General features: G+C 45.5%; 22 protein-coding genes. 14 read left to right on the top strand and 8 right to left on the bottom strand.

The window, feature by feature from the left end; all coding sequences use genetic code 11:
• The first annotated feature begins 7 nt into the window (after positions 1-7).
• The 5 genes from OH463_RS08560 (at position 8) to tatC (ending at position 3788) form a co-directional block, all read left to right on the top strand.
• The gene (locus tag OH463_RS08560) at positions 8-643 is read left to right on the top strand and encodes a ubiquinone biosynthesis accessory factor UbiJ (RefSeq protein ID WP_269990980.1); all 636 of its coding nucleotides are present in this window, start codon (positions 8-10) and stop codon (positions 641-643) included.
• Positions 640-2274, top strand: a complete 1635-nt coding sequence (ubiB, locus tag OH463_RS08555; protein ID WP_005434553.1) for a ubiquinone biosynthesis regulatory protein kinase UbiB — start codon at positions 640-642, stop codon at positions 2272-2274. The genes OH463_RS08560 and ubiB overlap by 4 nt, the downstream gene beginning before the upstream one ends.
• A 48-nt stretch (positions 2275-2322) precedes the next feature.
• Positions 2323-2571, top strand: a complete 249-nt coding sequence (gene tatA / locus OH463_RS08550) for a Sec-independent protein translocase subunit TatA (protein ID WP_005429959.1) — start codon at positions 2323-2325, stop codon at positions 2569-2571.
• A gap of 3 nt (positions 2572-2574) precedes the next feature.
• Positions 2575-2973, top strand: a complete 399-nt coding sequence (gene tatB / locus OH463_RS08545) for a Sec-independent protein translocase protein TatB (RefSeq protein ID WP_005430029.1) — start codon at positions 2575-2577, stop codon at positions 2971-2973.
• Between the two features lie 68 nt (positions 2974-3041).
• Positions 3042-3788 carry a twin-arginine translocase subunit TatC gene (gene tatC / locus OH463_RS08540; protein ID WP_005448551.1) on the top strand — a complete coding sequence of 249 codons (747 nt, stop codon included), beginning with the start codon at positions 3042-3044 and terminating at the stop codon, positions 3786-3788.
• A gap of 664 nt (positions 3789-4452) precedes the next feature.
• On the opposite strand, the gene OH463_RS08535 is transcribed toward tatC, so the two are convergent.
• Positions 4453-5217 (bottom strand): TatD family hydrolase, encoded by a 765-nt coding sequence (locus tag OH463_RS08535; protein ID WP_074050982.1) that lies wholly within the window; start codon positions 5215-5217, stop codon positions 4453-4455.
• 186 nt (positions 5218-5403) lie between these two features.
• Between OH463_RS08535 and hemB the strand changes: the two genes are divergently transcribed.
• From hemB to OH463_RS26315, 4 genes are all read left to right on the top strand, one after another.
• Positions 5404-6465 carry a porphobilinogen synthase gene (gene hemB / locus OH463_RS08530; RefSeq protein ID WP_005448548.1) on the top strand — a complete coding sequence of 354 codons (1062 nt, stop codon included), beginning with the start codon at positions 5404-5406 and terminating at the stop codon, positions 6463-6465.
• A gap of 125 nt (positions 6466-6590) precedes the next feature.
• Positions 6591-7025 carry a GNAT family N-acetyltransferase gene (locus tag OH463_RS08525; protein WP_009701602.1) on the top strand — a complete coding sequence of 145 codons (435 nt, stop codon included), beginning with the start codon at positions 6591-6593 and terminating at the stop codon, positions 7023-7025.
• A 606-nt stretch (positions 7026-7631) separates the two neighbouring features.
• Entirely contained in the window at positions 7632-10424 is a 2793-nt protein-coding gene (gene polA / locus OH463_RS08520; protein WP_269990979.1) for a DNA polymerase I, read from the top strand.
• Between the two features lie 193 nt (positions 10425-10617).
• Complete coding sequence (locus OH463_RS26315) at positions 10618-10665, top strand: hypothetical protein (protein ID WP_438356636.1); 48 nt, start codon at positions 10618-10620, stop codon at positions 10663-10665.
• Between the two features lie 516 nt (positions 10666-11181).
• Here OH463_RS26315 and yihA read toward each other — a convergent pair.
• Positions 11182-11841 (bottom strand): ribosome biogenesis GTP-binding protein YihA/YsxC, encoded by a 660-nt coding sequence (gene yihA, locus OH463_RS08515; RefSeq protein ID WP_009698995.1) that lies wholly within the window; start codon positions 11839-11841, stop codon positions 11182-11184.
• Positions 11842-12000: 159 nt separating this feature from the next.
• Between yihA and OH463_RS08510 the strand changes: the two genes are divergently transcribed.
• The 5 genes from OH463_RS08510 to hemN all read left to right on the top strand — a co-directional run bounded on the left by OH463_RS08510 (position 12001) and on the right by hemN (position 16619).
• Positions 12001-12618: a c-type cytochrome gene (locus OH463_RS08510; RefSeq protein ID WP_005448544.1), complete on the top strand. Its 618-nt coding sequence runs from the start codon at positions 12001-12003 to the stop codon at positions 12616-12618.
• A gap of 744 nt (positions 12619-13362) precedes the next feature.
• Positions 13363-14001 carry a class I SAM-dependent methyltransferase gene (locus tag OH463_RS08505; protein WP_005448542.1) on the top strand — a complete coding sequence of 213 codons (639 nt, stop codon included), beginning with the start codon at positions 13363-13365 and terminating at the stop codon, positions 13999-14001.
• Positions 14001-14546: a Der GTPase-activating protein YihI gene (yihI, locus tag OH463_RS08500; protein WP_005448540.1), complete on the top strand. Its 546-nt coding sequence runs from the start codon at positions 14001-14003 to the stop codon at positions 14544-14546. Before OH463_RS08505 ends, yihI begins: the two co-directional genes overlap by 1 nt.
• A gap of 7 nt (positions 14547-14553) precedes the next feature.
• Positions 14554-15042, top strand: coding sequence for a DUF2489 domain-containing protein (locus OH463_RS08495; protein ID WP_009702678.1), 489 nt, complete (start codon positions 14554-14556; stop codon positions 15040-15042).
• Between the two features lie 185 nt (positions 15043-15227).
• The gene (gene hemN, locus OH463_RS08490; RefSeq protein ID WP_009698991.1) at positions 15228-16619 is read left to right on the top strand and encodes an oxygen-independent coproporphyrinogen III oxidase; all 1392 of its coding nucleotides are present in this window, start codon (positions 15228-15230) and stop codon (positions 16617-16619) included.
• 67 nt (positions 16620-16686) lie between these two features.
• Here the strand turns inward: hemN and add are convergent, their stop codons facing one another.
• From add to glnA, 6 genes are all read right to left on the bottom strand, one after another.
• Complete coding sequence (gene add, locus OH463_RS08485; protein ID WP_269990978.1) at positions 16687-17691, bottom strand: adenosine deaminase; 1005 nt, start codon at positions 17689-17691, stop codon at positions 16687-16689.
• A 148-nt stretch (positions 17692-17839) separates the two neighbouring features.
• On the bottom strand, positions 17840-20386 hold the full coding sequence (locus OH463_RS08480) for a bifunctional diguanylate cyclase/phosphodiesterase (RefSeq protein ID WP_009698990.1): 2547 nt from the start codon (positions 20384-20386) through the stop codon (positions 17840-17842).
• A gap of 112 nt (positions 20387-20498) precedes the next feature.
• Positions 20499-21902, bottom strand: coding sequence for a nitrogen regulation protein NR(I) (gene glnG / locus OH463_RS08475; protein WP_005448532.1), 1404 nt, complete (start codon positions 21900-21902; stop codon positions 20499-20501).
• Between the two features lie 60 nt (positions 21903-21962).
• The gene (gene glnL / locus OH463_RS08470) at positions 21963-23009 is read right to left on the bottom strand and encodes a nitrogen regulation protein NR(II) (protein WP_422456029.1); all 1047 of its coding nucleotides are present in this window, start codon (positions 23007-23009) and stop codon (positions 21963-21965) included.
• A gap of 130 nt (positions 23010-23139) precedes the next feature.
• Positions 23140-23721, bottom strand: a complete 582-nt coding sequence (locus OH463_RS08465) for a DUF4124 domain-containing protein (protein ID WP_009698989.1) — start codon at positions 23719-23721, stop codon at positions 23140-23142.
• Between the two features lie 196 nt (positions 23722-23917).
• On the bottom strand, positions 23918-25327 hold the full coding sequence (gene glnA / locus OH463_RS08460) for a glutamate--ammonia ligase (protein WP_005448527.1): 1410 nt from the start codon (positions 25325-25327) through the stop codon (positions 23918-23920).
• Positions 25328-25530: the final 203 nt, after the last annotated feature.

Below are 25530 nucleotides of genomic sequence, written 5' to 3'. Positions count from 1 at the left end.
AAGCGGTATGCCATTTGAACCTCTTATCACTGCCGTTATTGAAACGACATTAAATACGCTGATTAAAGACGATCCTGAATTGGGTCGTCGTTTGTCACGTCTTAAAGGTCAGGTGATTCAAATTCACCTGAAAGAGATCAATAAGACGCTGACGTTCATCTTCAGCCAGCAAATCGATGTCTTGGGCAATTACGAAGGTCAGCCAGATTGTTATCTGTCGCTGAATCTAAGCGTGCTGCCTGAGTTGCGCGATCAAGCCAATATCACTCGCCTTATCAAGCAAGATAAACTTGAACTTGAAGGTGACATCCAATTGGCACAGAAATTCTCTCAATTGATGATGGATTGCAAACCTGATATCGAAGAGTGGCTGTCTCGCGTGACAGGTGATGTTGTGGCTCATACTTTTGTGCAAGGTACCAAGAACGTCGGCGGTTTCTTTGCCTCTCAAGCAGAAAAACACCAACGTCATCTTGCTCAAGTGGTAACAGAAGAGTGGAAACTGGCGCCAGCACCGCTAGAAATTGCCCACTTCTGCGACCAAGTAGACGACGTTCGCAGCCAAGCCTCTCGCGTTGAAGCGCGTCTAAACGCATTACTAAACAAGTTCGATTCGGATAAGCCTGCGCTGGAGAACTCATGACGCCAGCAGAAATAAAGCGCTTATACCACATCATTAAAGTTCAGCTGGAATACGGCTTGGATGAGTTGTTGCCCGATCATCAACTGACCAAAGCGCCGCTTTTGATGCGCAAAAGCTTATTCTGGATGAAGAACAAGCACCCAGAAAAGCCGCTGGGTGAACGCCTTCGTCTCGCTCTGCAAGAACTTGGTCCGGTTTGGATTAAGTTCGGTCAGATGATGTCGACTCGTCGCGACCTTTTCCCTCCGCATATCGCTGATCCTCTTGCACTTTTGCAAGACCAAGTTGCGCCATTTGATGGGCAGTTAGCGAAAGAACAAATGGAACTCGCTCTGGGCGGTCCATTAGAAAACTGGTTTACTGAATTTGATATCAAACCGTTAGCGTCTGCGTCGATTGCTCAGGTGCATACTGCTCGATTAAAAGACACTAACCAAGAAGTGGTATTAAAGGTCATCCGTCCAGATATTCGTCCGGTCATTGATTCAGATCTAAAACTGATGCACCGAATGGCGCGTATAGTCGCCGGAGCGATGCCTGAAGCACGTCGTTTGAAACCAGTTGAAGTGGTTCGCGAGTACGAAAAAACCTTACTTGATGAACTCGATTTGCGTCGTGAAGCGGCGAACGCGATTCAACTGCGTCGCAACTTCGAAGGCAGTGAAGAGCTTTACGTACCAGAAGTTTTTCCTGACTTTAGTAATGAAACTGTCATGGTTTCTGAGCGAATATATGGCATCCAAGTCTCTGATATTGAAGGCTTGGAAGCGAATGGCACCAATATGAAATTGCTCGCGGAACGCGGTGTGAGTGTGTTCTTCACTCAGGTGTTCCGAGACAGCTTTTTCCATGCCGACATGCACCCGGGCAACGTGTTCGTTAAACCGGAGCATCCAGAGAATCCTATGTGGATTGGGCTGGATTGCGGGATCGTTGGTACACTTAATAGTGAAGACAAACGCTATCTGGCGGAAAACTTCCTCGCTTTCTTCAATCGTGACTACCGCCGCGTAGCGGAATTGCACGTTGATTCGGGGTGGGTACCTGCCGATACCAATGTCGATGAATTTGAATTTGCGATTCGCATTGTGTGTGAGCCAATTTTTGCTAAACCACTGTGTGAAATCTCTTTCGGTCACGTACTGTTGAACCTGTTCAACACTGCGCGTCGATTCAATATGGAAGTGCAGCCGCAGCTTGTATTGCTACAAAAAACGCTGTTGTACGTCGAAGGACTGGGTCGCCAGTTGTACCCGCAACTTGATTTGTGGGAGACCGCGAAACCTTTCCTTGAAGAATGGATGATGAACCAAGTCGGTCCGCAAGCTTTAGTGAATGCCATTAAAGACCGCGCGCCGTTTTGGGCAGAGAAGTTACCGGAACTGCCGGAGCTGCTTTACGATAGCCTTAAACAAGGTAAAGCCATGAATCAACGCATGGATCAGCTTTATCAAGGTTACCGTCACAGCAAGCGTCAGCAGGCGACAGGAAAGTTTTTATTTGGCGTTGGAGCCACTTTAGTCGTATGCTCGGCAATATTGGTGGATAACGCTTATGAGCAGCTATCGATCGCTAGCGGTATCGCAGGGGTCACATTTTGGTTGCTTAGTTGGCGAGCTTATCGTCGATAGACGTTAAACTCTTGAAATAATTTTGTTTAAAGACCCGAGGTAAAAAGAATGGGTGGTATCAGTGTTTGGCAACTTCTAATCATTGCTGTAATTGTTGTATTGCTATTCGGAACTAAGAAACTACGCGGTATCGGTGGCGATCTGGGTGGTGCCGTTAAGGGCTTCAAAAAAGCAATGAGCGAAGATGAGCCTGCGAAGAAAGACGACAAAGACGCAGACTTCGAGCCAAAAAGTCTAGAAGAGCAGCAAAAGAAAGAAGCAGCTCCTGAATCGAAAAAAGACAAAGAGCAGGCGTAAAACGTGTTTGATATCGGTTTTTGGGAACTGGTATTAATATCTGTTGTTGGTCTGGTTGTTCTTGGTCCAGAGCGTTTGCCACATGCCATCCGCAGTGTCTCTCGTTTTGTCGGAGCAGCGAAGAGTATGGCAAATAGCGTCAAAGACGAGTTGTCACACGAGCTGAAAGTTCAAGAACTGCAAGAAAACTTGCGCAAAGCTGAGCAAATGGGGATGGATGATCTGTCTCCTGAGCTGAAGTCTTCGGTCGAAGAGTTGAAGAAAGCGGCGCAATCTGTAAACCGCCCTTACGCGGAACCAACCAAATCAGAAGCGGAGCCTAAACAAGAGGCACCTGCGACTGAAACCGTTGAGAAAGCGGAAGAGATTAAGGTTACAGCGGCAGATAAGAAAGCCGAATAGTCTCATTAGGAGGAGCTACTAGTGATTGGTAGCTCCTTTTTGATCAGGTTTTAAAAAAGAGGTTTGCCATGTCTACCGTCGAGCAGACACAACCTTTAATTAGTCATTTATTAGAACTTCGCAACCGACTGCTTAAAGCCATTGCTGCAGTGTTGGTGGTGTTTGTTGGACTAATTTACTTCTCTAACCACATTTATGAGTTTGTTTCAGCGCCTTTGGTAGAACGCCTACCTGAAGGTGCAACGATGATCGCAACTGATGTGGCTTCACCGTTTTTTACACCTTTGAAGCTAACCTTGATTGCTTCGGTGTTTATTGCGGTGCCGTTTATCTTGTACCAAGTATGGGCTTTTGTCGCGCCAGGCTTGTACAAGCATGAACGTCGATTGATCATGCCATTGCTGTTCTCTAGCTCACTGTTGTTCTACTGCGGTGTGGCGTTTGCTTACTTCGTGGTATTCCCACTGGTGTTTGGCTTCTTTACCGCTATCTCTCTTGGTGGGGTAGAGTTCGCAACCGATATCTCGAGTTACCTCGACTTTGTGCTGGCGCTGTTTATGGCGTTTGGTATCGCGTTTGAAGTACCTGTGGCGATTATCTTGCTATGTTGGACTGGCGCGACCACACCACAAGATCTGAAAGAGAAGCGCCCATACATCATCGTGTGTGCGTTTATTGTCGGTATGCTACTAACACCGCCAGACATGATTTCCCAGACCCTACTGGCAATCCCGATGTGTTTGCTGTTTGAGGTAGGCTTGTTCTTCGCTCGTTTCTACACACGTAAAGATGAAGAAGAGCAAGTGGAAGAGTAAAGTCACTCCAACTCCACCATTCAGTATTAAAAAAGCGGCTCATGGAGCCGCTTTTTGGTATCTACAGTTTATCGAAGTTTGATTTCGTGACCGCATTTAGAGCAGACATATACTTCTTTAATTCCAATCAATTTTTGAAACCAACTGCGTTGTTGACGTTGTAAATACACTCCGTGATTACACATTGCGAATCCTATCTTTTTTATTTTATAAGCCGGCGGGTATTTTATGTGAAATCATGTACATAATTCAATGGGACTAACTATATAGTTAAGAGTACAACTATATGATTATAAAATAATTGGTTTGTAGCACTAAACCTTTAAATCGCCGCCGCGTCTACAAACCAAGTCAGTCTCGCTGAACCTAGCATCTCGAGGTTACTTGGGTATACCAAGACTATGTAATTTTGCGGATGTATCCGCACCTTGAGCAGATGTATACCTCTTTGATGCCCATAAGTTTTTGCAATAGGGTGCGTTTTTGACGCTGTAAGTAAATACCGTGCTGGCAAGTGTTCATGAGCAGCCCATATCATTGAATATATGGGCAATAGTTTAGGGAGAGAAGCGCTTATATCTCAATAGCATGTTACTTATATATTTAATGTTAATTTATTGAATTATAAGGAAATGTTTGATTTTAAATTATGTAAGTACTTACATCACTTCAGGCTAAACAACTCTTCTGCGTTTTTGGTCGTCAGAGCATCAATCGCTTCAAGGCTTTCTCCGCGTAGTTCCGCCACGCGCGCCGCCACTAAAGAAGTGTAAGCTGGTTCGTTACGTTTCCCACGATGTGGAACAGGGGCAAGGTACGGGCAGTCTGTTTCTAGAATCACCCAGTTCATATCCAGATGCGGGATAACCTTATCCATACCGCCGTTTTTGAAGGTTGATACTCCGCCCAGACCTAAGTGGAACCCAAGCTCGTTGATCGCCTGTGCTTCTTCTACGCTGCCACCAAAACAATGGAATACACCACGCAAGCGACCATCTTGTTCTTGACGAAGTAAGGTCAGTGTTTCTTCAATTGAATCACGAGTGTGGATAACGACAGGCAAATCCATCTCTTTAGCCCAGTTTAACTGAGTCACAAACGCTATCTCCTGTTCTGCTCGGAAGGTTTTATCCCAGTACAGATCGATACCGATTTCACCCACTGCAATAAAGTTATGCTTTTCAAACCAGTCACGAATGATTGCCAGTGTTTGCTCAACATTGCCATCGACGTAACATGGATGCAGCCCCATCATTGAACGACAAATCTCAGGATAAGCCGCTTCGGTTTTTAGCATCGGCTCAATAGACTCAAGATCGATGTTCGGCAGCAGAATTTTATCAATGCCTTGTTCTAAAGCGCGCTTCACCACCTCGTCGCGGTCGTTATCAAATTCGCTAGCGTAAATATGAGCGTGAGTATCGATCATGGTTGGTCTCTATGGTTTATCGGTGTATGGAATTAGTGAGAAGTATACTTGAGTGTGAGTGCGGGGTCATTTTCGGTTTTTTTCATGCCGTTTTTCCATATTGCTGCTCGCAAGGTGTATCAAGAGTGATATGATTTTGCCACCAGATGATTTGATCATCGTAACCTTCCAGACAAGGAGAAAGTGGTGTCTGTATCAATTCAAGGTCCATTCCCTGCACGCCGTATGCGTCGTATGCGTAAGCATGATTTTAGTCGTCGTTTGATGGCTGAAAACCAAGTTTCAGTAAACGATTTGATTTACCCAATGTTCATTCTGATGGGTAAAGATCGTCGTGAAAGTGTTGAATCGATGCCGGGTGTAGAACGTTTGTCGATTGATTTAATGCTAGAAGAAGCACAATACCTAGCAAACCTAGGCGTACCAGCAATCGCGCTTTTCCCTGTCGTAAACCAAGACGCTAAAAGCTTATGTGCTGCTGAAGCTTACAACCCTGAAGGTTTGGTTCAGCGCGCAGTACGTGCATTAAAAGAGCACGTACCTCAAATCGGAGTGATCACAGATGTGGCACTTGACCCGTTCACTACTCACGGTCAAGACGGCATCATCGATGAAGATGGCTACGTGATGAATGATGAGACAACCGAAGTACTTGTAAAACAAGCGCTGTCTCACGCAGAAGCGGGTGCAGACGTGGTTGCACCATCAGACATGATGGATGGTCGTATCGGTAAAATCCGTGAAGCACTAGAAGAAGCGGGTCACATCCATACTCAAATCATGGCTTACTCTGCGAAGTACGCATCAAACTACTACGGTCCATTCCGTGATGCAGTTGGTTCATCAGCGAACCTAAAAGGTGGCAACAAGAAAAACTACCAAATGGACCCTGCGAATACGGATGAAGCGCTACATGAAGTGGCGCTTGATATCAATGAAGGCGCTGACATGGTGATGGTTAAGCCAGGTATGCCTTACCTTGATGTGGTTCGTCGTGTTAAGACTGAGCTTCAAGTTCCAACGTTCGCTTACCAAGTTTCTGGTGAGTACGCGATGCATAAAGCAGCCATCATGAATGGTTGGCTAAAAGAGCGCGAGACCGTGATGGAATCTCTGCTTTGCTTCAAACGTGCAGGCGCGGATGGCATCCTGACTTACTTCGCGAAAGATGTAGCAGAGTGGTTAGCGGAAGAAAATGCACAAGCTGCAGAGCACCTAGTAAAGACTCAAGAAGCGACAGACGAGTAATTATCGCTCAATGAGAAAAACCAGACCGACAATTGTTGTCGGTCTGAATATACCCAAGTACCCTCAAGACGGAATACACACGGCTTGAAGTTACTTGGGTATATTTATTTCTGGAGAGTAAGACAATGACAATGCTGATTCGTGAAGGCACGCTGGAAGAAGCGATCCAAGTGGTGGCTCGTGTTACTGAGTTTGCACGTGGTGAGACGGTTGAATCCATGGCAGAGCGTCTTGGGGATAAAAAAAGCTTAATCTTAGTCGCTGAGAAAGCAGGAGCTATCCTTGGCTTTAAAATCGGCTATGAGTTAGATGATTACACCTTTTACAGCTGGTTTGGTGGCGTTGCGCCAGAAGCGCGCAATGAGGGTGTGGCTCAGATGTTATTGGAAGCGCAAGAAGAATGGGTCGCAGAGCAGGGCTACAAAACGTTAAAAGTGAAATCACGCAATCAATTTCCTGCCATGCTTCGTTTGTTGCTAAGAAATGACTATATCATTGAAAAGTTTGAAGAAAAAACCAACTTGCGTGAGTCTCGAGTCCACTTCATTAAGGCGCTATAAAAAATAAATGAGATTTTTTCTCATTTAGGTATTGACTGTTAAATGAGAATCATTATTATTAAACCTGTCTTAGGGAATGAGGAAAGTTCACAAGGACGTTGAGTTGCTAATTAACTGAGTGTTGAGAAGGTAATGAAACATTTTCCCCAGAACTTGCACGAATTCTTTTTGACACGACATTGCTCACATTGCTTCCAGTGTAATTTATAGCTTCTTGGTTAAGCTGCCATATAAATGGAAATAGCTTCACCACTTCTGCTAGGCGACCCAATTGGGTCGCTTTTTTCTTTTCTGAGATTTCTAATTGACGCCTCTATTGGCAACTTTTCCACATGTCATGATCATTTTAGGATCGTTGATCTTCTCGCCTGTTGGTATTTATTTTTATTAAAAACAATGTCTTACGTTGGTGTTTTGTTGGTTTTATTTCCGTTGGATAACCAGTGGATAATTTCTATAAACAGAGTTATCCACAAGAAGGTGCAAATTTCGTGAATAACATCGGAAAATTTCCGCGACCTTGATCGAGCGAACAAGATAGATTCGGATCAGCAGTCATGGCATTCTAAGCAGATCTATTAAGTACTGATTTGGATACAGACAATTATGGCAAGTATTCCTGAAAATCCGTTGATTCTGATCGACGGTTCTTCTTATCTATATCGCGCTTTTCACGCTTACCCAGGCACGATGAGTAACGGTGAAATTCCAACTAACGCAGTTTACGGTGTAGTCAACATGTTACGCAGCATGATGCGTCAGTTTGCTTCTGATCGTATTGCAGTGGTTTTCGATGCGAAGGGTAAAACCTTCCGCGACGATATGTACCCGGAATACAAAGCGAATCGTCCACCAATGCCGGACGATCTTCGTTGCCAGATTGAACCTCTGCACAACGTTATTCGCGCTATGGGTCTGCCATTGATCTGTATTCCAGGCGTAGAAGCCGATGACGTGATTGGTACTCTGGCTTATCAAGCATCGCAACAAGGCATGCCTGTTTTGATCAGTACTGGCGATAAAGATATGGCGCAGTTGGTGGATGACAACGTTACGTTGATCAACACCATGACCAACGTTGTGATGGATCGTGAAGGTGTGGTTGAGAAGTTTGGTATCCCACCTGAATTGATCATCGACTACCTAGCGTTGATGGGCGATAAAGTTGATAACATTCCTGGCGTTCCGGGTGTGGGTGATAAAACCGCTACTGCTTTGCTACAAGGCATTGGCGGTCTGACTAAGCTGTATGAAAACCTCGACGATATCGCTGCGCTTGGCTTCCGTGGTTCAAAAACCATGGCTAAGAAGCTAGTCGACAACAAAGACAACGCAATGCTGTCTTACGAGCTAGCGACCATCAAGTTGGATGTGGAGCTGGAGGAGACGCCAGAATCATTGCTAAAAGCAGAACCAAGCACAGATGAACTGATCAAACTGTACGGTCAGTTGACGTTTAAGTCTTGGTTGAATGAGCTATTAGAAGGCGGCACAGGTGTAGTAGAAGCGGATGAATCAACCGGCGCTGCGCGTGGTGGTTCTGCTTCATCTAAAGCAGATATGGACACTTCAGCAGTAAAAATCGACCGTAGCCAGTACGAAACCATCCTAGATGAAGCTTCATTTAATGCTTGGTTAGACAAACTAAAAGCGTCTGAATTATTTGCGTTTGATACCGAAACTGACAGCCTAGATTACATGGTGGCAAATCTAGTCGGTCTATCATTTGCGACCAATGAAGGCATTGCTGCTTATGTACCAGTGGCTCACGACTACCTAGATGCGCCTCAGCAGCTGGATCGTGATTGGGTTCTGGAACAGTTGAAGCCGATTCTTGAAGATGAGGCTCAGGCGAAAGTCGGTCAAAACCTAAAATACGATGTGTCTGTGCTGGCTCGCTACGGCATTGAGATGAAAGGCATCAAGCACGACACCATGTTGGCGTCTTACGTCTACAACAGTGTAGGCGGCAAGCACGATATGGACAGCTTGGCACTGCGCTTCCTACAGCACAGCTGCATTTCATTCGAGCAAATCGCAGGTAAAGGTAAAAACCAACTGACCTTCAACCAAATCGATCTGGATGAAGCTTCACCATATGCTGCAGAAGATGCAGACGTAACACTTCGCCTACATAACCGTTTGTTTGCCAACATCGAACAAGATGAAAAGCTAAAAACCGTATACGAAGAAATCGAAATGCCACTCGTGCCAGTGCTGTCTCGCATTGAGCGCACTGGTGTGTTGATTGATGACATGAAGCTTAGCGCGCAGTCGGTAGAAATTGCCGCTCGTCTGGATGAGCTTGAGCAAAAGGCGTACGAGATTGCAGAACAAGAGTTCAATATGAACTCACCGAAGCAACTGCAAGCGCTTCTGTTTGAAAAAATGGGTCTACCAGTTATCAAGAAGACGCCATCAGGCACACCTTCTACCAATGAAGAAGTGCTGCAAGAGCTGGCTCTGGATTACCCACTACCAAAACTGATTTTGGAATACCGTGGTCTGGCGAAGCTAAAATCAACTTACACCGATAAGTTGCCGAAGATGATCAACCCATCAACGGGTCGTGTGCATACTTCTTACCACCAAGCGGTGACAGCAACGGGTCGTCTATCTTCAACCGATCCTAACTTGCAGAACATCCCAATTCGTAATGAAGAAGGTCGTCGTATTCGTCAGGCATTCGTTGCCCCTACGGGTTACAAGATTCTGGCAGTCGACTACTCTCAGATTGAATTGCGTATTATGGCGCACCTATCAGGTGACCAAGCACTGCTTGATGCGTTCCGTGATGGTAAAGATATCCACGCAGCAACGGCAGCAGAAATCATGGGCGTTTCTATTGAAGACGTTTCAAGTGAGCAACGTCGCCGTGCGAAAGCGGTTAACTTCGGTCTAATCTACGGCATGAGTGCATTTGGTTTGGCGAAGCAACTGGGTATTCCTCGTGGTGAAGCACAAGCGTACATGGACAAGTACTTCGAGCGCTATCCAGGCGTGATGCAGTACATGGAAGACACGCGCAGTGCGGCTTCAGAGCAAGGCTTCGTCGAGACCATCTTTGGTCGCCGTCTACACCTTCCTGAAATTCAATCTCGTAACGGCATGCGTCGTAAGGCGGCAGAACGTGCAGCGATCAATGCACCGATGCAAGGTACCGCTGCGGACATCATCAAGAAAGCGATGTTGTTAGTTGATCAGTGGATTCAAGAAGAAGGCAACGGTCGAGTGAAACTTCTGATGCAAGTACACGATGAACTGGTATTTGAAGTTGAAGAGTCGTCTTTGTCCGAAATTGAAAGTAAAGTACAGAATTTGATGGAATCTGCAGCTGAGCTGAAAGTGCCTCTAGTGGCAGAAGCTGGTCACGGTGACAACTGGGATCAAGCACACTAGTCATTTTTAAGCCAATTTAGCCCATTTAGTATGAGCCAGCGCACAAACGCTGGCTTTTTTGTGTCATTAAAAAAGCAAATCAGATCTGAGATTTAATGTTGCTTAATAAAACTTTCATGAAAAAAAACTACAAAAGTTCTTTGCAAATCTGACCAATTGTTGTACATTATCTCTCGTAGGGTACAGAGGTAAGATGTTCTATCTTTCAGACCTTTTGTTTCACGTTATTGGATTAGGCTGATTCAGCCGCCCCAGTCAGTTTTTGACTGGGGCGTTTTTTATTGGGCGAAAGAAAAATTTTCTTTTTGATCAGTAAGTTAAGCTAAGCCCTCAAAAACCTTCTTTTTTGACCTCTCTAAGTCACTGCAAAATCTCGATTTTTCCTTTAAATTTATTGCGTTATTCATGCTGTAAATTTACGCCAGTCACACTATTATTTTTTCTTGAAAGAAACTAAGTTACGTCTTTTTGATACTTCGTTTAACTTAACTATCTGAATGTTAAGACTATTGGATGGTTTGGGTGGGGATATTTGTCGGTGAGCAGGAAATAAGATTGCTTTTTAACCTATTGAAATCGAATCTCAGTTCAGTAATGCTTCGCCACATAACAATAATTACCAATTTTTCTCTCCCGTTATCCCTGCCAGGAAGGTGGGGATTTTTATTGCCTGAAATTCACGTTTTTAGATGACAGATAAACAAAAGCCCCACCAAAAGGCAGGGCTGTGTCGAAAAAATTTAACAAATTTTGTTAATTATTCTTCGCCGCTCTCTGGAGCGCCTTGCTCGTCTTCTTCAATCAAGTGTGCAAATGCTGGTGCAAACCAAGTGTCCAGTTTGGCACGTAGCTGATCGACACCTAGACCTTTCAGTGAAGAGAACACGTCAACCGATACGTCACCACCAAATGTTTCCACTTGCTTGCGGATTTTCAGTAGCGTTTGTTTGCGAGCACCGCTTTTCAGTTTGTCTGCTTTAGTCAGAAGAACTTGAACAGGGATGCGGCTGTCGATTGCCCAGAAAATCATTTGTTGGTCGAGATCTTTCATTGGGTGACGGATGTCCATCAGAACCACCAAGCCTTTTAGGCACTCGCGTTTCTGTAGGTATTCACCTAATGATTTTTGCCATTTGTTCTTCATCTCAACCGGTACTTGAGCGAAGCCATATCCTGGCAAATCGACAATGTGGCAACCTTCTTCCACTTTGAAAAGGTTGATCAATTGAGTACGACCTGGTGTCTTTGATGTCTTTGCTAAGCTTTTTTGGTTAGTAAGACGGTTAAGTGCACTCGATTTACCAGCGTTTGAGCGTCCTGCAAACGCAATTTCGACACCTTCGTCCTCAGGTAAGTGACGAATATCGGGTGCGCTGGTGATGAAATGCGTGTTTTGGTAATGAATTTTTACGCTCACTGTTAACTCCATCTCGACTTTGTGTAGTCGATTGATTACTTTTTTGTGAAATTGTGTAAAATAACCGTGCTCGGCATAAGGTCGCCTATTGTACCATGAGTGTACGCGGTATGTTCACATTCCGTGGTACTGGAAGCTTGATAATTATAATGGAATGTCATGAAGAAATTAGCGCTAATTTTGAGTCTTTTAGCCAGTTGCTCAGTATGGGCCCAAGGTAATATTGAAGCTGGTAAAGCAAAATCACAAACTTGTGTCGCCTGTCACGGAGCGGACGGTAACAGTGCAATCGCAATGTACCCGAAACTTGCAGGCCAACACGCTAAGTATCTTGAGAAGCAGTTAAAAGATCTAAAACTAGGTATGACTAGTGGTGGTAAGCAAGGTCGTTACGACCCTGTGATGAGTGGTATGGCAATGCCACTGAGCGATGAAGACATCGCTGATCTATCTGCATACTATGCCTCTCTACCAATCTCAGAGAGTTCAACACCAGAAGATGTTGTTGACAAAGGTAAAGTACTTTACACCGCTGGTAACGCAGAACGCGGTCTAACCGCATGTATCGCATGTCACGGCCCTCGTGGTAACGGCACTGAGCTTTCAGGTTTCCCTAAAATTTCTGGTCAGCACTCTGACTACATCAAAGCTCAGCTAGAAAAGTTCCGTGATGGTAACCGTGGTAACGATATGAACGCCATGATGCGTGACATCGCGAAAAAAATGACAGACGAAGACATCGAAGTTCTGTCGAAATACGTTGGCGGTCTGCACTAAACCCCTACATAGTTCGAGCACAGTTATACAAATATGCCCTAGCTTTTTTGCTGGGGCATTTTTGTTAGTGATCTTGATCACATATGGATTTTCATTCACAAGTGATAGTTAGCTCGGTGCTTTGTGAGACATTTGCCATACTTGTTCGATACTATTTCTCATCTTGTTCTTTAAGTTATTGATAGATTAGACTATTTATTTTTGACCAAAAAATCCTATCAATAATTCATTTTCAATGACTTGTCGGTTTTTATCCAGTCCGTAAAGTAGAGGATGTTCACAAGGAGTGAATGACAGGAATTTAGACCATGGATATAAGGTCTCCAAGGACGCAAACGAAGGACGTTTGATAGTCGGAAAAGGGACTTAGGTAGGCAAGGAGCCTATCAGATATGGATGGTCATCTAGTCTAACGGTTAAGACAGCGAAACGGATCAAGCTCAGGAAGTAGCTCAGTAGACAGGAAGTAAACGGATAGCCAAAACTCATCAGGAAGATGAAGAACAACACTTTTTGGCAAGGAAAGCTCGAAAAACAAAAGGATTCTTGGTGCACCAAATGAGTGCAACACAGTTTCGCCACTATTGGTGGCATTCAGAAAGCGACAGTCTCACTGTCGCTTTTTTTATACCTTCAATTCCGATAAAAACTTTTTTAACAAAAACTGCTGAAAAAGTATCCAGTAACACTCCAATCTGAGTCCACTTTCTGGTATGTTTCGCATCCCTGTTTGAGGAAGTCAGCATGCACACCTGTCCTTTATGCCAGAATCAGCGCACTCACCACTTTTTTGAAGATAAGCAACGCGAGTATCTTCAATGTGAGCAGTGCAGTTTGGTATTCGTCAATCCAGACCAACGTTTGGATGCGGAAACTGAAAAAGCTCACTATGATCTGCATGAGAACAATCCTGAAGATATGGGATATCGCCGTTTTTTGGCACGAATTGCTGACCCAATCGCAGAGCGAATTTCACCACAATCGAACGGAATCGACTTTGGTTGTGGTCCGGGCCCTACGCTTTCCTTAATGCTAGAAGAAGCGGGGCACAACATGGCGTTGTACGATCTTTACTATCACCCAGATACTTGTGTGTTGGAAAAGCAGTACGATTTCATGACAGCAACAGAGGTGATCGAACACCTCTACCACCCAGATATGGTGTGGAAGCAATGGTTGAATTTAGTTAAGCCAGGTGGCTGGATAGGCCTGATGACGAAAATGGTCATCGATGTAGAAGCCTTTCGGACATGGCACTATAAGAACGATCCAACGCATGTGGTGTTCTTTAGCCGTGATACGTTCCAGTTCCTAGCAGAGCGGGATAAGCTCGAACTCGAATTTATTGGTAATGATGTAATTTTACTGAGGAAGACCCAGTAATGAGCCGTAAAAAGAAATCAAGAAAGCCAGGTGCCTCTGGCGCACCTGAGTTTGTAGTAACTCGTAACCGTACAGAATCAGATGTAGAAGGTCGTCTACGTAAGCGCGCGAAAAAGCGTAAAGGCTTGAAGACTGGTAGCCGCAACTCTGATGCGGAAGAGCAGAAGAAACAAGCCGCAGCGCAAAAACGCGATCCTCGCTTAGGCAGCAAGAAGAAAATTCCTCTGATTGTTGAGCCGGCGAAGAAGCAAACGAAACAAGAGCGTCGTCTATCTGCTGAGCAAGAGCTAGAGATGCTAGAAAACGATGCGCAATTGAACGTGTTGTTGGATCGTATCGAAGCGGGCGAGAACCTAGGTACTGGTTTACAGAAATATGTAGACGAGAAGCTAGATCGCATCGAGAAGCTAATGGATCAACTAGGTCTACTAGAGCCGGAAGAAGACGACGAAGACTTTACTGCGCCAGCAGTAAAAGGGTCTCGTAACGACGACGATCTACTTGCAGACTTCGACGATATCAACTTCGACGACTACAAAGGATAAGTAATCCATGAACGTAACCTTATTAGCGATTGCGGGTGCAGTGATTATTATCGCGCTGGCTTCTTATGCAGGTTACCTTCTGCTTCAATTGAAAAAGCAAAAGGAATTGCAGCTGAAGCATCAAAAATTGGCGATCGATAAGCGTAACGCCAACATTTTTGAGAACGTGCATACCTTGTGTCAGGCGGGCATCCAAGGGCAATGTGACTTGTCGGAAATCAGTATTCGTGTTTACAACATCATGGATTATGTCCAAGGTGAAGACCGTATCGATTTTGATGCCACATACCCTGCGATTTCTGAGTTGTACCATACCGTGAAAGATATGGCGCGCGGCGAAGAGCGCCAGCAGCTTGCCAAAAAAGAACGTATGCAACAGAACCTGACGCGTCACAAAGCTGAACAGCGCTTAACGGACGCGATCATCGAAGAGCTCAAAGTGTTGCAAAAAGACGTTCAGCCACTGAATAACCAAATCAATATTCAGATGATCTAATTGGTGCCCCCGATGGTTTCCTTATAACCAATGGGGGTATCGTGATCACGCTAGCACTTCTTTGGTTTTATACTTAAAAAGCCGACAGCGACTACCGTAGTTGTCATCGTCGTATGGCAAAATAACGGTTTCTGAATATCGGGCGACGGCTTTCGTCTCCCTAGCATTTAACGGAAAGTACCACCATGTCGAATCAACACACTGAATCGAAACAGCAAATCGTCTGGGATCAAGCGGTATTGGATAAGTACAACTACTCTGGCCCGCGCTACACGTCGTACCCGACAGCACTGGAGTTTCATGAAGCGTTTACCATTTCGGACTACGATATGGCATGCACTCAGTACCCAGATCGTCCGCTATCTCTGTACGTTCACATTCCGTTTTGTCATAAGCTTTGCTACTACTGTGGCTGTAATAAAGTCATTACTCGCCATTCGCATAAGGCTGACGAATACTTGGATGTACTTGAGCACGAGATTCGTCAACGTGCGTCACTATTGGGTGAACGCCAAGTGACTCAATTGCACTTTGGTGGTGGTACACCAACTTTCCTATCTGAAAAGCAAATCACGCGTGTGATGAACTTGCTACGCCAAGAGTTTACGTTTAGTGCGGATGCGGAAATCAGTATTGAAGTTGACCCACGTGAAATCGAGCTCACTATGCTGGATCACTTGCGTGGTGAAGGCTTCAACCGTCTGAGCATTGGCGTGCAGGATTTCAATAAAGAAGTTCAACAACTCGTGAACCGTGAGCAAGATGAAGCATTTATCTTTGCGATGGTTGCTCGCGCAAAAGAACTTGGTTTCCGCTCAACCAACCTTGATTTGATTTACGGTTTACCGAAGCAAACTAAGGCATCTTTTGCGAAGACACTAGAGCAAGTGTTAGAAATGCAGCCAGGTCGTTTGTCTGTGTTTAACTACGCGCACATGCCACAACTGTTTGCTGCGCAGCGTAAGATCAAAGACGAAGATTTGCCAAAAGCGGAAGAGAAGATGGCGATTCTGCAAGACACCATCGCTACGCTAACAGGTGCTGGTTACCAGTTCATCGGTATGGACCACTTTGCTATGCCAGATGATGAGCTTGCTGTTGCTCAACGTGAAGGCATCTTGCACCGCAACTTCCAAGGTTACACGACGCAAGGTGAATGTGACTTGGTAGGCTTTGGTGTTTCTGCAATTTCAATGATTGGTGATGCCTACGCACAAAACCAAAAAGAATTGAAAAAGTACTACGCACAAGTGAATGAATCTCGCCACGCGCTGTGGAAAGGTGTATCACTGGATGCGGATGATTTGCTACGTCGTGAAGTGATCAAACAGCTTATCTGTAACTTTAAGCTGGATAAGAAGGCGATTGAGTCTGAATTTGGCGTTAAGTTTGAGCACTACTTCAAAGAAGACCTAGAGCTACTACAAACCTTCATTAATGACGAGTTAGTGGAAGTGGATGACCGTGAAATTCGCGTTACGCTTCGTGGTCGTCTGTTGATCCGTAACATCTGCATGAGCTTCGATAAATACCTAAGAGCGAAAGCGCGTCAGCAGCAATTCTCGCGCGTTATCTAATCTTTAGCCGATTCTAGATATAAAAAATGCCAGCAAATGCTGGCATTTTTTTATGTTTTTGCGGCAATTAAGCGCGATCTTTCACTTTTTCTTTCAGTTCAGTTTTTTCTGCATCTGATAGGAAAGCGATGTCTAGACCGTTGATTTGCGCTTGGCGAATCTGTTCTTGAGTTAGGTCTGCTGCTGGTGCCGCCACTTCGTATTCGTAAGGCAGTTCAATACCTTCCACTGCTGGATCGTCCGTGTTTAGACACGCAAGTACGCCGTGATCTAGGAACTGTTTCAGTGGGTGGTTTGCTAATGATTCAACAGTGCTAGTTTGGAAGTTTGACGTTAGGCACGATTCAATACCAATACGGTTTTCTGCAAGGTAATCCATCAGTTTAGGATCGTGGATTGCTTTCACACCGTGACCGATACGTGTCGCTCCAAGCTCTTGAATAGCTTGCCACATGCTTTCTGCACCAGCCGCTTCACCTGCGTGCACCGTTACATTCAGACCTGCGTCGCGCACTTGTTTGAAGTGAGACACAAAACGGTCACCTGGTTGACCAAGCTCATCACCAGCAAGGTCAACGGCAACCATGTGGTCTTTTTGGCTAAGGATTGCATCAAGCTCTTGCTGACACGCATCAGTACCGAAAGTACGGCTCATGATACCGATTAGGTTTGCCTTGATACCGAAATCACGCATACCCGCTTGCACGCCATCAACTACTGCTTCTACTACGCCTGCGACTGGTAGTTTGTGTTTCATCGCCATGTAGTATGGAGAGAAACGCAGTTCTGCGTAATCAATTTGCGCGTTTAGTGCGTCTTCAACGTTTTCGTAAGCAACGCGGCGACACGCATCTAGATCACCCAACACTGCTACGCCCCAATCAAGCTTAGAAAGGAAAGCAACAAGAGATGGCTCAGCTTCAACAATTTGAACGTGTGGTGTTAGTGATTCGATGTCGTAAGCAGGTAGCGCAATACCAAATTGCTGACCAAGCTCAAGAATAGTCTTAGTACGAATGTTGCCGTCAAGGTGACGGTGCAAATCAGTTAGGGGAAGATTCTTAGTTATCATTATGGCGATCCGGGTTTGTTGTGAACAGGAACTCAGCCCAAACATTATCAATGACAATACATGGGGAAGATTTGCAGTTAAGTATAAATAACAGTTAGGCAAGTTGTCAGTAGAGGATGACTAGGAAATCAACGATTTCAGCTGTTTTCTACTTCATGTTAACCAAATGTGTTGGCCATTCTTCCATCGGCATTGGGCGACTGTAGTAGAAACCCTGAACCTGATTACAGCCAAGTGAACTGAGCAATTGTGCTTGCGCAGCCGTTTCCACGCCTTCTGCTACTACATTGGTCTTCATGCCTTTGGTGATGTTGATGATCGCTGATACAACAGAGCTGTCGAGGTTCTCTTTAGTCAGACGATTAATAAAGGTGCGATCTATCTTCAAGCAGGTAAACGGTAATGCGTGTAAGTAAGCCAGAGATGAGTAACCAGTGCCGAAATCATCAATGGCAATACCCAGTCCCATTTCTCGCAGTTTGAGCAAATTATCCAGTGTCGTTGGTGCGCTGTCGATGATACGCGACTCGGTGATCTCCAGCGTCACATTGGTAGCAGGCAGCCCCGTTGTTCGCAGCACTTTCGCCACGGATTCAACAAAGTTAGGGCTTGAAAGCTGATGAACCGACACATTAACGTGTAATTGGAAGTCTTCAGGCCAACGTCTACTGTCGATTGCTTTACGAGTATCACTACACGCTTGGAATAAGATTTGTTGACCAATGGTCTTGATCATGCCGCTTTCTTCGGCGATTGGGATGAAATCTAACGGAGATACCATTCCCGAATCACTGTGCCAGCGTGCGAGTGCTTCGGCGCCACAAATGTTGCCTGATGCAAGATCAATAATAGGTTGGTAGAAAGGCACAAATTCACGGTTATCGATGCCTGTTTGAATCTTAGCGATCATCTGAGTTCGGAATTTAGACGCGCTCGCCATTTCAGGGCTGTAGTGGCAGACGCTGGTGCGAGAATCTTGTTTCGCGTAACTCAACGCAATACTGGCATTACGCAGCCATAAAGACATTGTCTGATCGGGCTGAGTGCGTACGACGCCAATAGAAACTTTAATGACGACCGTTTCACCATCAAGAACAAATGGTGCTGCCAACAGTTGGTGTAAACGGCGCTCAACTAAGCTGATGTCGCTATCACTGTTTGTGTTGGGCATGAATACGGCAAACTCATCACCACCGATGCGCGCTAGTGTCGCTTCATCTTGCAGTTGCTGTTTAAGGCGTTCAGCGATGTGTATCAGAAGCTTATCGCCGTTGTGATGACCAACACTGTCATTGATATCTCTAAATTTGTTGATCCCAATAAGATACAAACTCCCTTGCCCTGAGTGAGGTAAGCTGTCACTCACTTCTATTAGCCCTTGGCGGCTATACAGGCGGGTTAGAGAATCAAACTCAAGTTGTTCACGCAGTGCTTTAAAGGACGCTTTGAGATTGCTTGCCATCTCGTTAAACGCTTGCACCAGAATAGTCGTCTCGTACACATAACCAGGACGAGGCATAGTGCTATCCCAATCGCCTTTCGCAAGGTGTTGGGCTGCTGTCGCTGTGGCATTGATGGGGCGAGTAACTCGGCTGAAGATAAGCATGCTAATGACGATGCCAACCAAGCTAACGAAAATACCCACCATCCAGCTTCTTTGCTGGTTCTTTGGTAGGGTGCCAAGCAGTTCTGTCTCAGAGATCGAAGTGCCAATAAACCAAGTTAAACCGTTAGCATCATGATATGGCGTGACTCGGCTAAAGGTGCGCTGACCGTTGAAGTCGAACTCAAAAGTATAAGGCTTATCGCTGTAGCTTAGGTTTTTGCCACTGACGCGAGCCGCGCTCATCTGAATGACTGGATCTGCACTTTCTGAAGCGAATAAGCGCTGACCTTTATCTGAGAACTTTGTCCCCCAAGAAATCACACTACCTTGTCCAGAGTGCGCCACTAAGCGTTGCTCTTGGTCCATGATGTAAACCGAGGCATTCGTATCTTGCTTAAGCTTTTGCAAAAATAAGTTAAACGTATTGATGCGCACATCGGTTACCAACACACCAGCAAACTCACCCATTTCATAGATAGGCGTCATCGCTGACAGAGTGATGTCTTGACGTTCGTCGGCATTAGCATAGATGCTCGACCAACGAGGTTTGTTGTCTTGAGCGATGGGTTGGTACCAAGGACGAGTGCGAGGATCGTAAGGCTCGATGATGGTGCGAATGTCATCACTGATGGTTTCACTACCGTAAATCACTAAGTTGCCATTGGTTCGATGGTCTTGAAGCATCAGTGTATAGGCGCCATCAGATTCACGACGAAAACCTGTAAAGTCCCCAGATTCTGAACCGAATGCAATGACATCTAACTGTGGGATCGAATGATACAAATCCTTAAAGGCACTTAACAGATAGTCTTGGATTTCTTTGGTGTCGTGCGGGCGATAAAGATTGTGGTAACTAACGTTGTGACCAAGCGCAGTCACTGCAGTGAAAGGCTTGCGCAGGTAATCATTTAGATGATCGTGGACACTCTCTGTTAATACAGAAAGCTGTTTGTCACTGATGTCGGTAACAACCTCTTCATAGCTCTGTTTCTGGACGTAAACAATCACACTGATAGCCAGCAAAAAAATCATCACAAAAGGGATGAGTACAGCGGTGCGTAGTGTAATTTGAGTCGTTGCGTTTGACATTGCCTAGCCATATAAGGGGTGTCGTACCATAATTGTACTGATACTTAGGTTATCAAGCGAGAGCAAAAGTGTGCGCTTGATAACCTTTTGTCAAACTCGTTGCCGCTTAAGGTCAGTACAGTTCTTTCAATTTTCTGGTTAGGGTATTGCGTCCCCAACCTAATACTTTAGCGGCATCTTGCTTATGACCTTTAGTATGTTCTAATGCGGCTTCCAATAAAATGCGCTCAAATTCTGGTAAAGCGTAGGAAAGCAGTTCTTTATCCCCAGCTTCTAGCGCATGGCGTGCCCAATCCGCCAATTGTTCTTGCCAACTGCCGCTGGTGGTTTCAGTGATGATTTTCTTTTCTTCCAGCAATTCGGCAGGCAAATCACTAGGTAGCACCTCACTTCCGCTGGCCATAACGGTTAACCAGCGACAGATGTTTTCCAGTTGGCGAACGTTACCCGGCCAATCAAGGCGATTAAGAATTTCCACCGAAGATGGATGCAGGGTTTTGGTTTCAACACCGAGTTCATCAGCCGCTCGAACGAGGAAGTGTTGGGTGAGTTTTTCAATGTCTTGCTTACGTTCTCTCAGTGCGGGGATTTGCACGCGAATAACGTTCAAACGATGGAATAAATCCTCGCGGAAATCACCCTCATGGACCAATTTTTCAAGGTTTTGGTGGGTGGCTGCGACAATACGAACGTCGACACGGATTGGAGAGTGTCCGCCAACGCGATAAAACTGACCATCCGCCAACACGCGCAATAATCGGGTCTGAATATCTAATGGCATGTCACCGATTTCATCCAAAAACAGCGTGCCACCATTGGCTTGCTCAAAGCGACCTTGACGGACGCTATTGGCACCAGTAAATGCGCCTTTCTCGTGACCAAACAGTTCCGATTCAATCAAGTCTTTTGGGATCGCAGCCATATTGAGGGCAATAAAAGGTTTGTTGGCGCGCGGACTGTGGCGGTGCAAGGCATGAGCAACCAATTCTTTGCCGGTACCCGACTCACCGTTGATCAGAACAGAAATAGAAGAGCGCGATAAACGACCGATAGCACGAAATACTTCTTGCATTGCTGGTGCTTCACCAATGATTTCAGGTGTATCAGTAGGGATATCGTCCGGTAGAAGTTGCTCGCGCTTGTTCTCTTGGCTGTGAGCTATGGCGCGCTCTACCAATGTGAGCGTTTCGTCGATATCAAACGGTTTGGGCAAGTATTCAAAAGCGCCTTTTTGGTAGGCGTTTACTGCCGCATCTAAATCGGAATGCGCCGTCATGATGATGACGGGGAGATCTGGGTAGTCGCGTTGTACTTGTTTTAATAGCTCTAAGCCATCGATACCCGGCATGCGAATGTCAGAAACTAAAACGTCTGGTACTTCACGTTCTAGCGCCATTAAAACGCTTTCCCCATCCGCATAGGTTTCGCATTTGATGTCGGCTGAGGAGAGGGTTTTCTCCATGACCCAACGAATCGAACTGTCGTCATCGACGACCCAAACATATCCTTTACTCATGTAATAAATCCTTGCAGCAAAAGCCTAAAAACTGACGAATAGCAAAGCCAATTAACCAAGTCAGATTGGCAAATAAATAGTAAAAGTGGTGTGACCAGGCCAACTCTCGACATCAATCTTGCCGTTATGCTGGTCGATCAAATTTTGTGAAATAGATAGCCCAAGTCCGGTTCCGCCTTCGCGTCCGCTGACCATGGGGTAGAAAAGCGTGTCTTGCAGTTCGGGTGGAATTCCCGGTCCGTTATCAGTGATTTCAACGCGAGCCGCGAGTTTGCAACGCTGACCATGAATGTTGGCTTGATGCACCGTTCTGGTGCGTATGGTGATTTTACCGTGTTCTTGGTGGGACAGAATCTGTGCCGCATTGCTGACGATGTTGAGCATTGCCTGCTCGATTTGGTCCGCGTCCATCAAAATCTCTGGCAAGCTCGGATCGTAGTCTCGTTCGATGATGATCGAATGCTGTGATTCCAATTCGACTAATTGACGTACTTTCTCCAACACTTGGTGCAGGTTTTCTTGTGCTTTCTTACCTGGCTTTTGCGGTCCAAGAAGACGATCAACCAAGGCTCTCAATCGGTCGGCTTGTTCAATGATGATGTGTGTGTATTCCGTCAAGGAAGGGTCGGGCAGCATTTTTTCCAATAGTTGTGCTGCGCCGCGTAAACCGCCGAGTGGGTTTTTAATTTCATGCGCCAAACCGCGTACTAACAGTTTCGCCGCTTGTTGTTGAGCGTGTTGATTGAGCTCTTGAGTGAGGCGGCGTTGCTGATCAATTTTGCGCATCTCAACCAACAACATCAGCTGTTTTTGCCATGTAATAGGACTGACGGTGACTTCGAGCATCAAAGGACGCCCATCGACGACAAAAGTGACGTCACTGTCAGTGATGCTTTGTCCGCTCTGCAATGGTTGAGTGAGCAGGGCGAGATCCAGTGACGCATGCTGAATTAACTGAGATAACGACTGTTCAACAATGCGTTTAGCACTTTGTGAGAACAACAACTCAGCCGCGGGATTGGCGTAACGTACCGCTAACCCATCATCAAGAATCAGCGTAGCTGTCACCATATTATTGAGAATGGCACTGGAGAGACTGGTATCCACATTACGTCCTTGTTTGCGTTGTGATTGTGCGTTGCACTATATTGGTGCAATAGAACGTAAGTATGGCGAATAAATCTAAGAAGAAAAAGTGAAAAGCGCCATCAGAGTGCGGTTTTTTTCACTTAATATTCTACTTTGCCCCTTTAATGGTCGGCTTGATACTCGCTCTATGTAAATGCACCGTTATAGGGCTAGTAGATGCAATAAGCTTGCCGCTTCTTTTGGCTTTTACCGCAAGGGTGTGCGTGCCACGGTCGATATTGTTTAACTGCCAAGTTAAGCGGCTTTGAGGAGCTCCATAAGGCTTACCATCAAGGATGAGTTGCAGTTGTTCGCCGATGCCTAATTTGCGGTTTGCTTCGAGCTGAATATTGATGACACCAGAGTTACTGCGAATGGTTTCATCGTGCTGTGGAGTGAGCATAGTGAGGGAAAGGGGTAACGGTTTATCCGTTTTAGTTTTTTTCTCTGTGGTCGGCTCCTGAGCTGCATTTGCTTGGGGAGCGAGAGACTCAGTGCTCTCCACTTTAGGGGCTGGAGCGCTGGATTCGAGATTTGGCAGAGAGATGGTCTTTGCGCCTTGGTTTGGTGTGTCACTGAAGTGCACCACACCGTCTTTATCCACCCAAGTGTACGCGACTTGAGCTAAGGCTGTCGTTGCAATCAGTACACTACTGAGGGCGCATAGTGATGGTAAAAGCTGAACTTTCATTGCTCACCTTCTTTTGATAGATGATTTCACGTTTAGGTGCTTAGCTCTTTGACTTATCAAGCAAAAGAGTCTGAGCGTATTTTAGTTATCCCTCCATGTTAAACGCCCAAATAGAGTGAGCGAATACAAAAAAGGCCCGCCTGCGAGGCGAGCCTAATATTTTGTAACTGCGTTTACATTTTACACAGCTGAAACCTTATACAGAGTAGTAAAGTTCGAACTCAAGTGGGTGAGTTGTCATGTTTACTTTCTCTACGTCTTGAGACTTAAGACCGATGTAAGAATCGATGAAGTCGTCAGAGAATACACCACCTGCAGTTAGGAACTCACGGTCTGCATCTAGTTCTTCTAGTGCATCTTTTAGTGAGTATGCAACAGTTGGGATTTCTGCTGCTTCTTCAGCTGGTAGGTCGTAAAGGTCTTTATCCATCGCTTCACCTGGGTGGATCTTGTTCTTAATACCGTCAAGACCAGCCATTAGCATTGCTGCGAAACATAGGTATGGGTTAGCCGCTGGGTCACCGAAACGAACTTCGATACGACGCGCTTTAGGGCTTGGTACCACTGGGATACGGATAGAAGCAGAACGGTTACGCGCTGAGTAAGCTAGCATTACTGGTGCTTCGAAGCCTGGTACAAGACGCTTGTACGAGTTAGTTGATGGGTTCGCAAATGCGTTGATTGCGCGAGCGTGCTTGATGATACCGCCGATGTAGTAAAGTGCAGTTTCAGATAGACCGCCGTACTTGTCACCAGCAAATAGGTTTACGCCATCTTTTGCTAGAGATTGGTGAACGTGCATGCCGCTACCGTTGTCGCCAACTAGTGGTTTAGGCATGAATGTCGCCGTCTTACCAAATGCGTGAGCAACGTTGTGTACAACGTACTTGTAGATTTGAATTTCGTCAGCTTTCGTTGTTAGCGTGTTGAAGCGAGTTGCGATTTCGTTTTGACCCGCAGTTGCTACTTCGTGGTGGTGCGCTTCTACAACTAGACCCATTTCTTCCATTACTAGACACATTGCAGAACGGATGTCTTGAGATGAATCTACTGGAGCTACTGGGAAGTAACCACCTTTAACGCCTGGACGGTGACCTTTGTTACCTTCTTCGTAATCAGAACCTGTGTTCCATGCTGCTTCTACGTCATCAATCTTGAAGAAAGAACCAGACATGTCAGTTGCGAACTTAACGTCGTCGAATAGGAAGAACTCTGGCTCAGGACCGATAAGAACGGTGTCTGCAATACCAGTAGAGCGCATGAAGTCTTCTGCGCGCTTAGCGATAGAGCGTGGGTCGCGGTCGTAGCCTTGCATTGTTGCAGGCTCAAGGATGTCACAACGGATGTTTAGCGTTGCATCTTCAGTGAATGGGTCAAGCACTGCAGAAGATGCGTCTGGCATCATAACCATGTCTGATTCGTTAATGCCTTTCCAGCCAGCAACTGATGAACCATCGAACATTTTACCTTCTTCGAAGAAGTCTGCGTCGATTTGGTGAGCAGGGATAGAGATGTGCTGCTCTTTACCTTTTGTATCAGTGAAGCGTAGGTCAACAAACTTAACTTCGTTTTCTTGGATCAGTGATAAAACGTTTTCTACTGACATCTTGGATAACCTCCAGTGTTAATAAAGCGGTAAAAGCTCGATTTATGAAACATTAATTAAATCCAGCATTGATTAATCTGTTTGACATTTTATTAATCGATGCTGGTTTCTCTAAAGCCAAAACCGTGCCAAAAAAAATATTCCATTAATTTCAATGGATTGCGTTTTTATACGCTAGTTTGGTGCAAACGATTGCACCAAAA

Source organism: Vibrio sp. NFR, from assembly GCF_027587095.1.
GTDB lineage: Bacteria > Pseudomonadota > Gammaproteobacteria > Enterobacterales > Vibrionaceae > Vibrio > Vibrio harveyi.
This window is presented reverse-complemented; position numbering and strand designations above follow the sequence as displayed.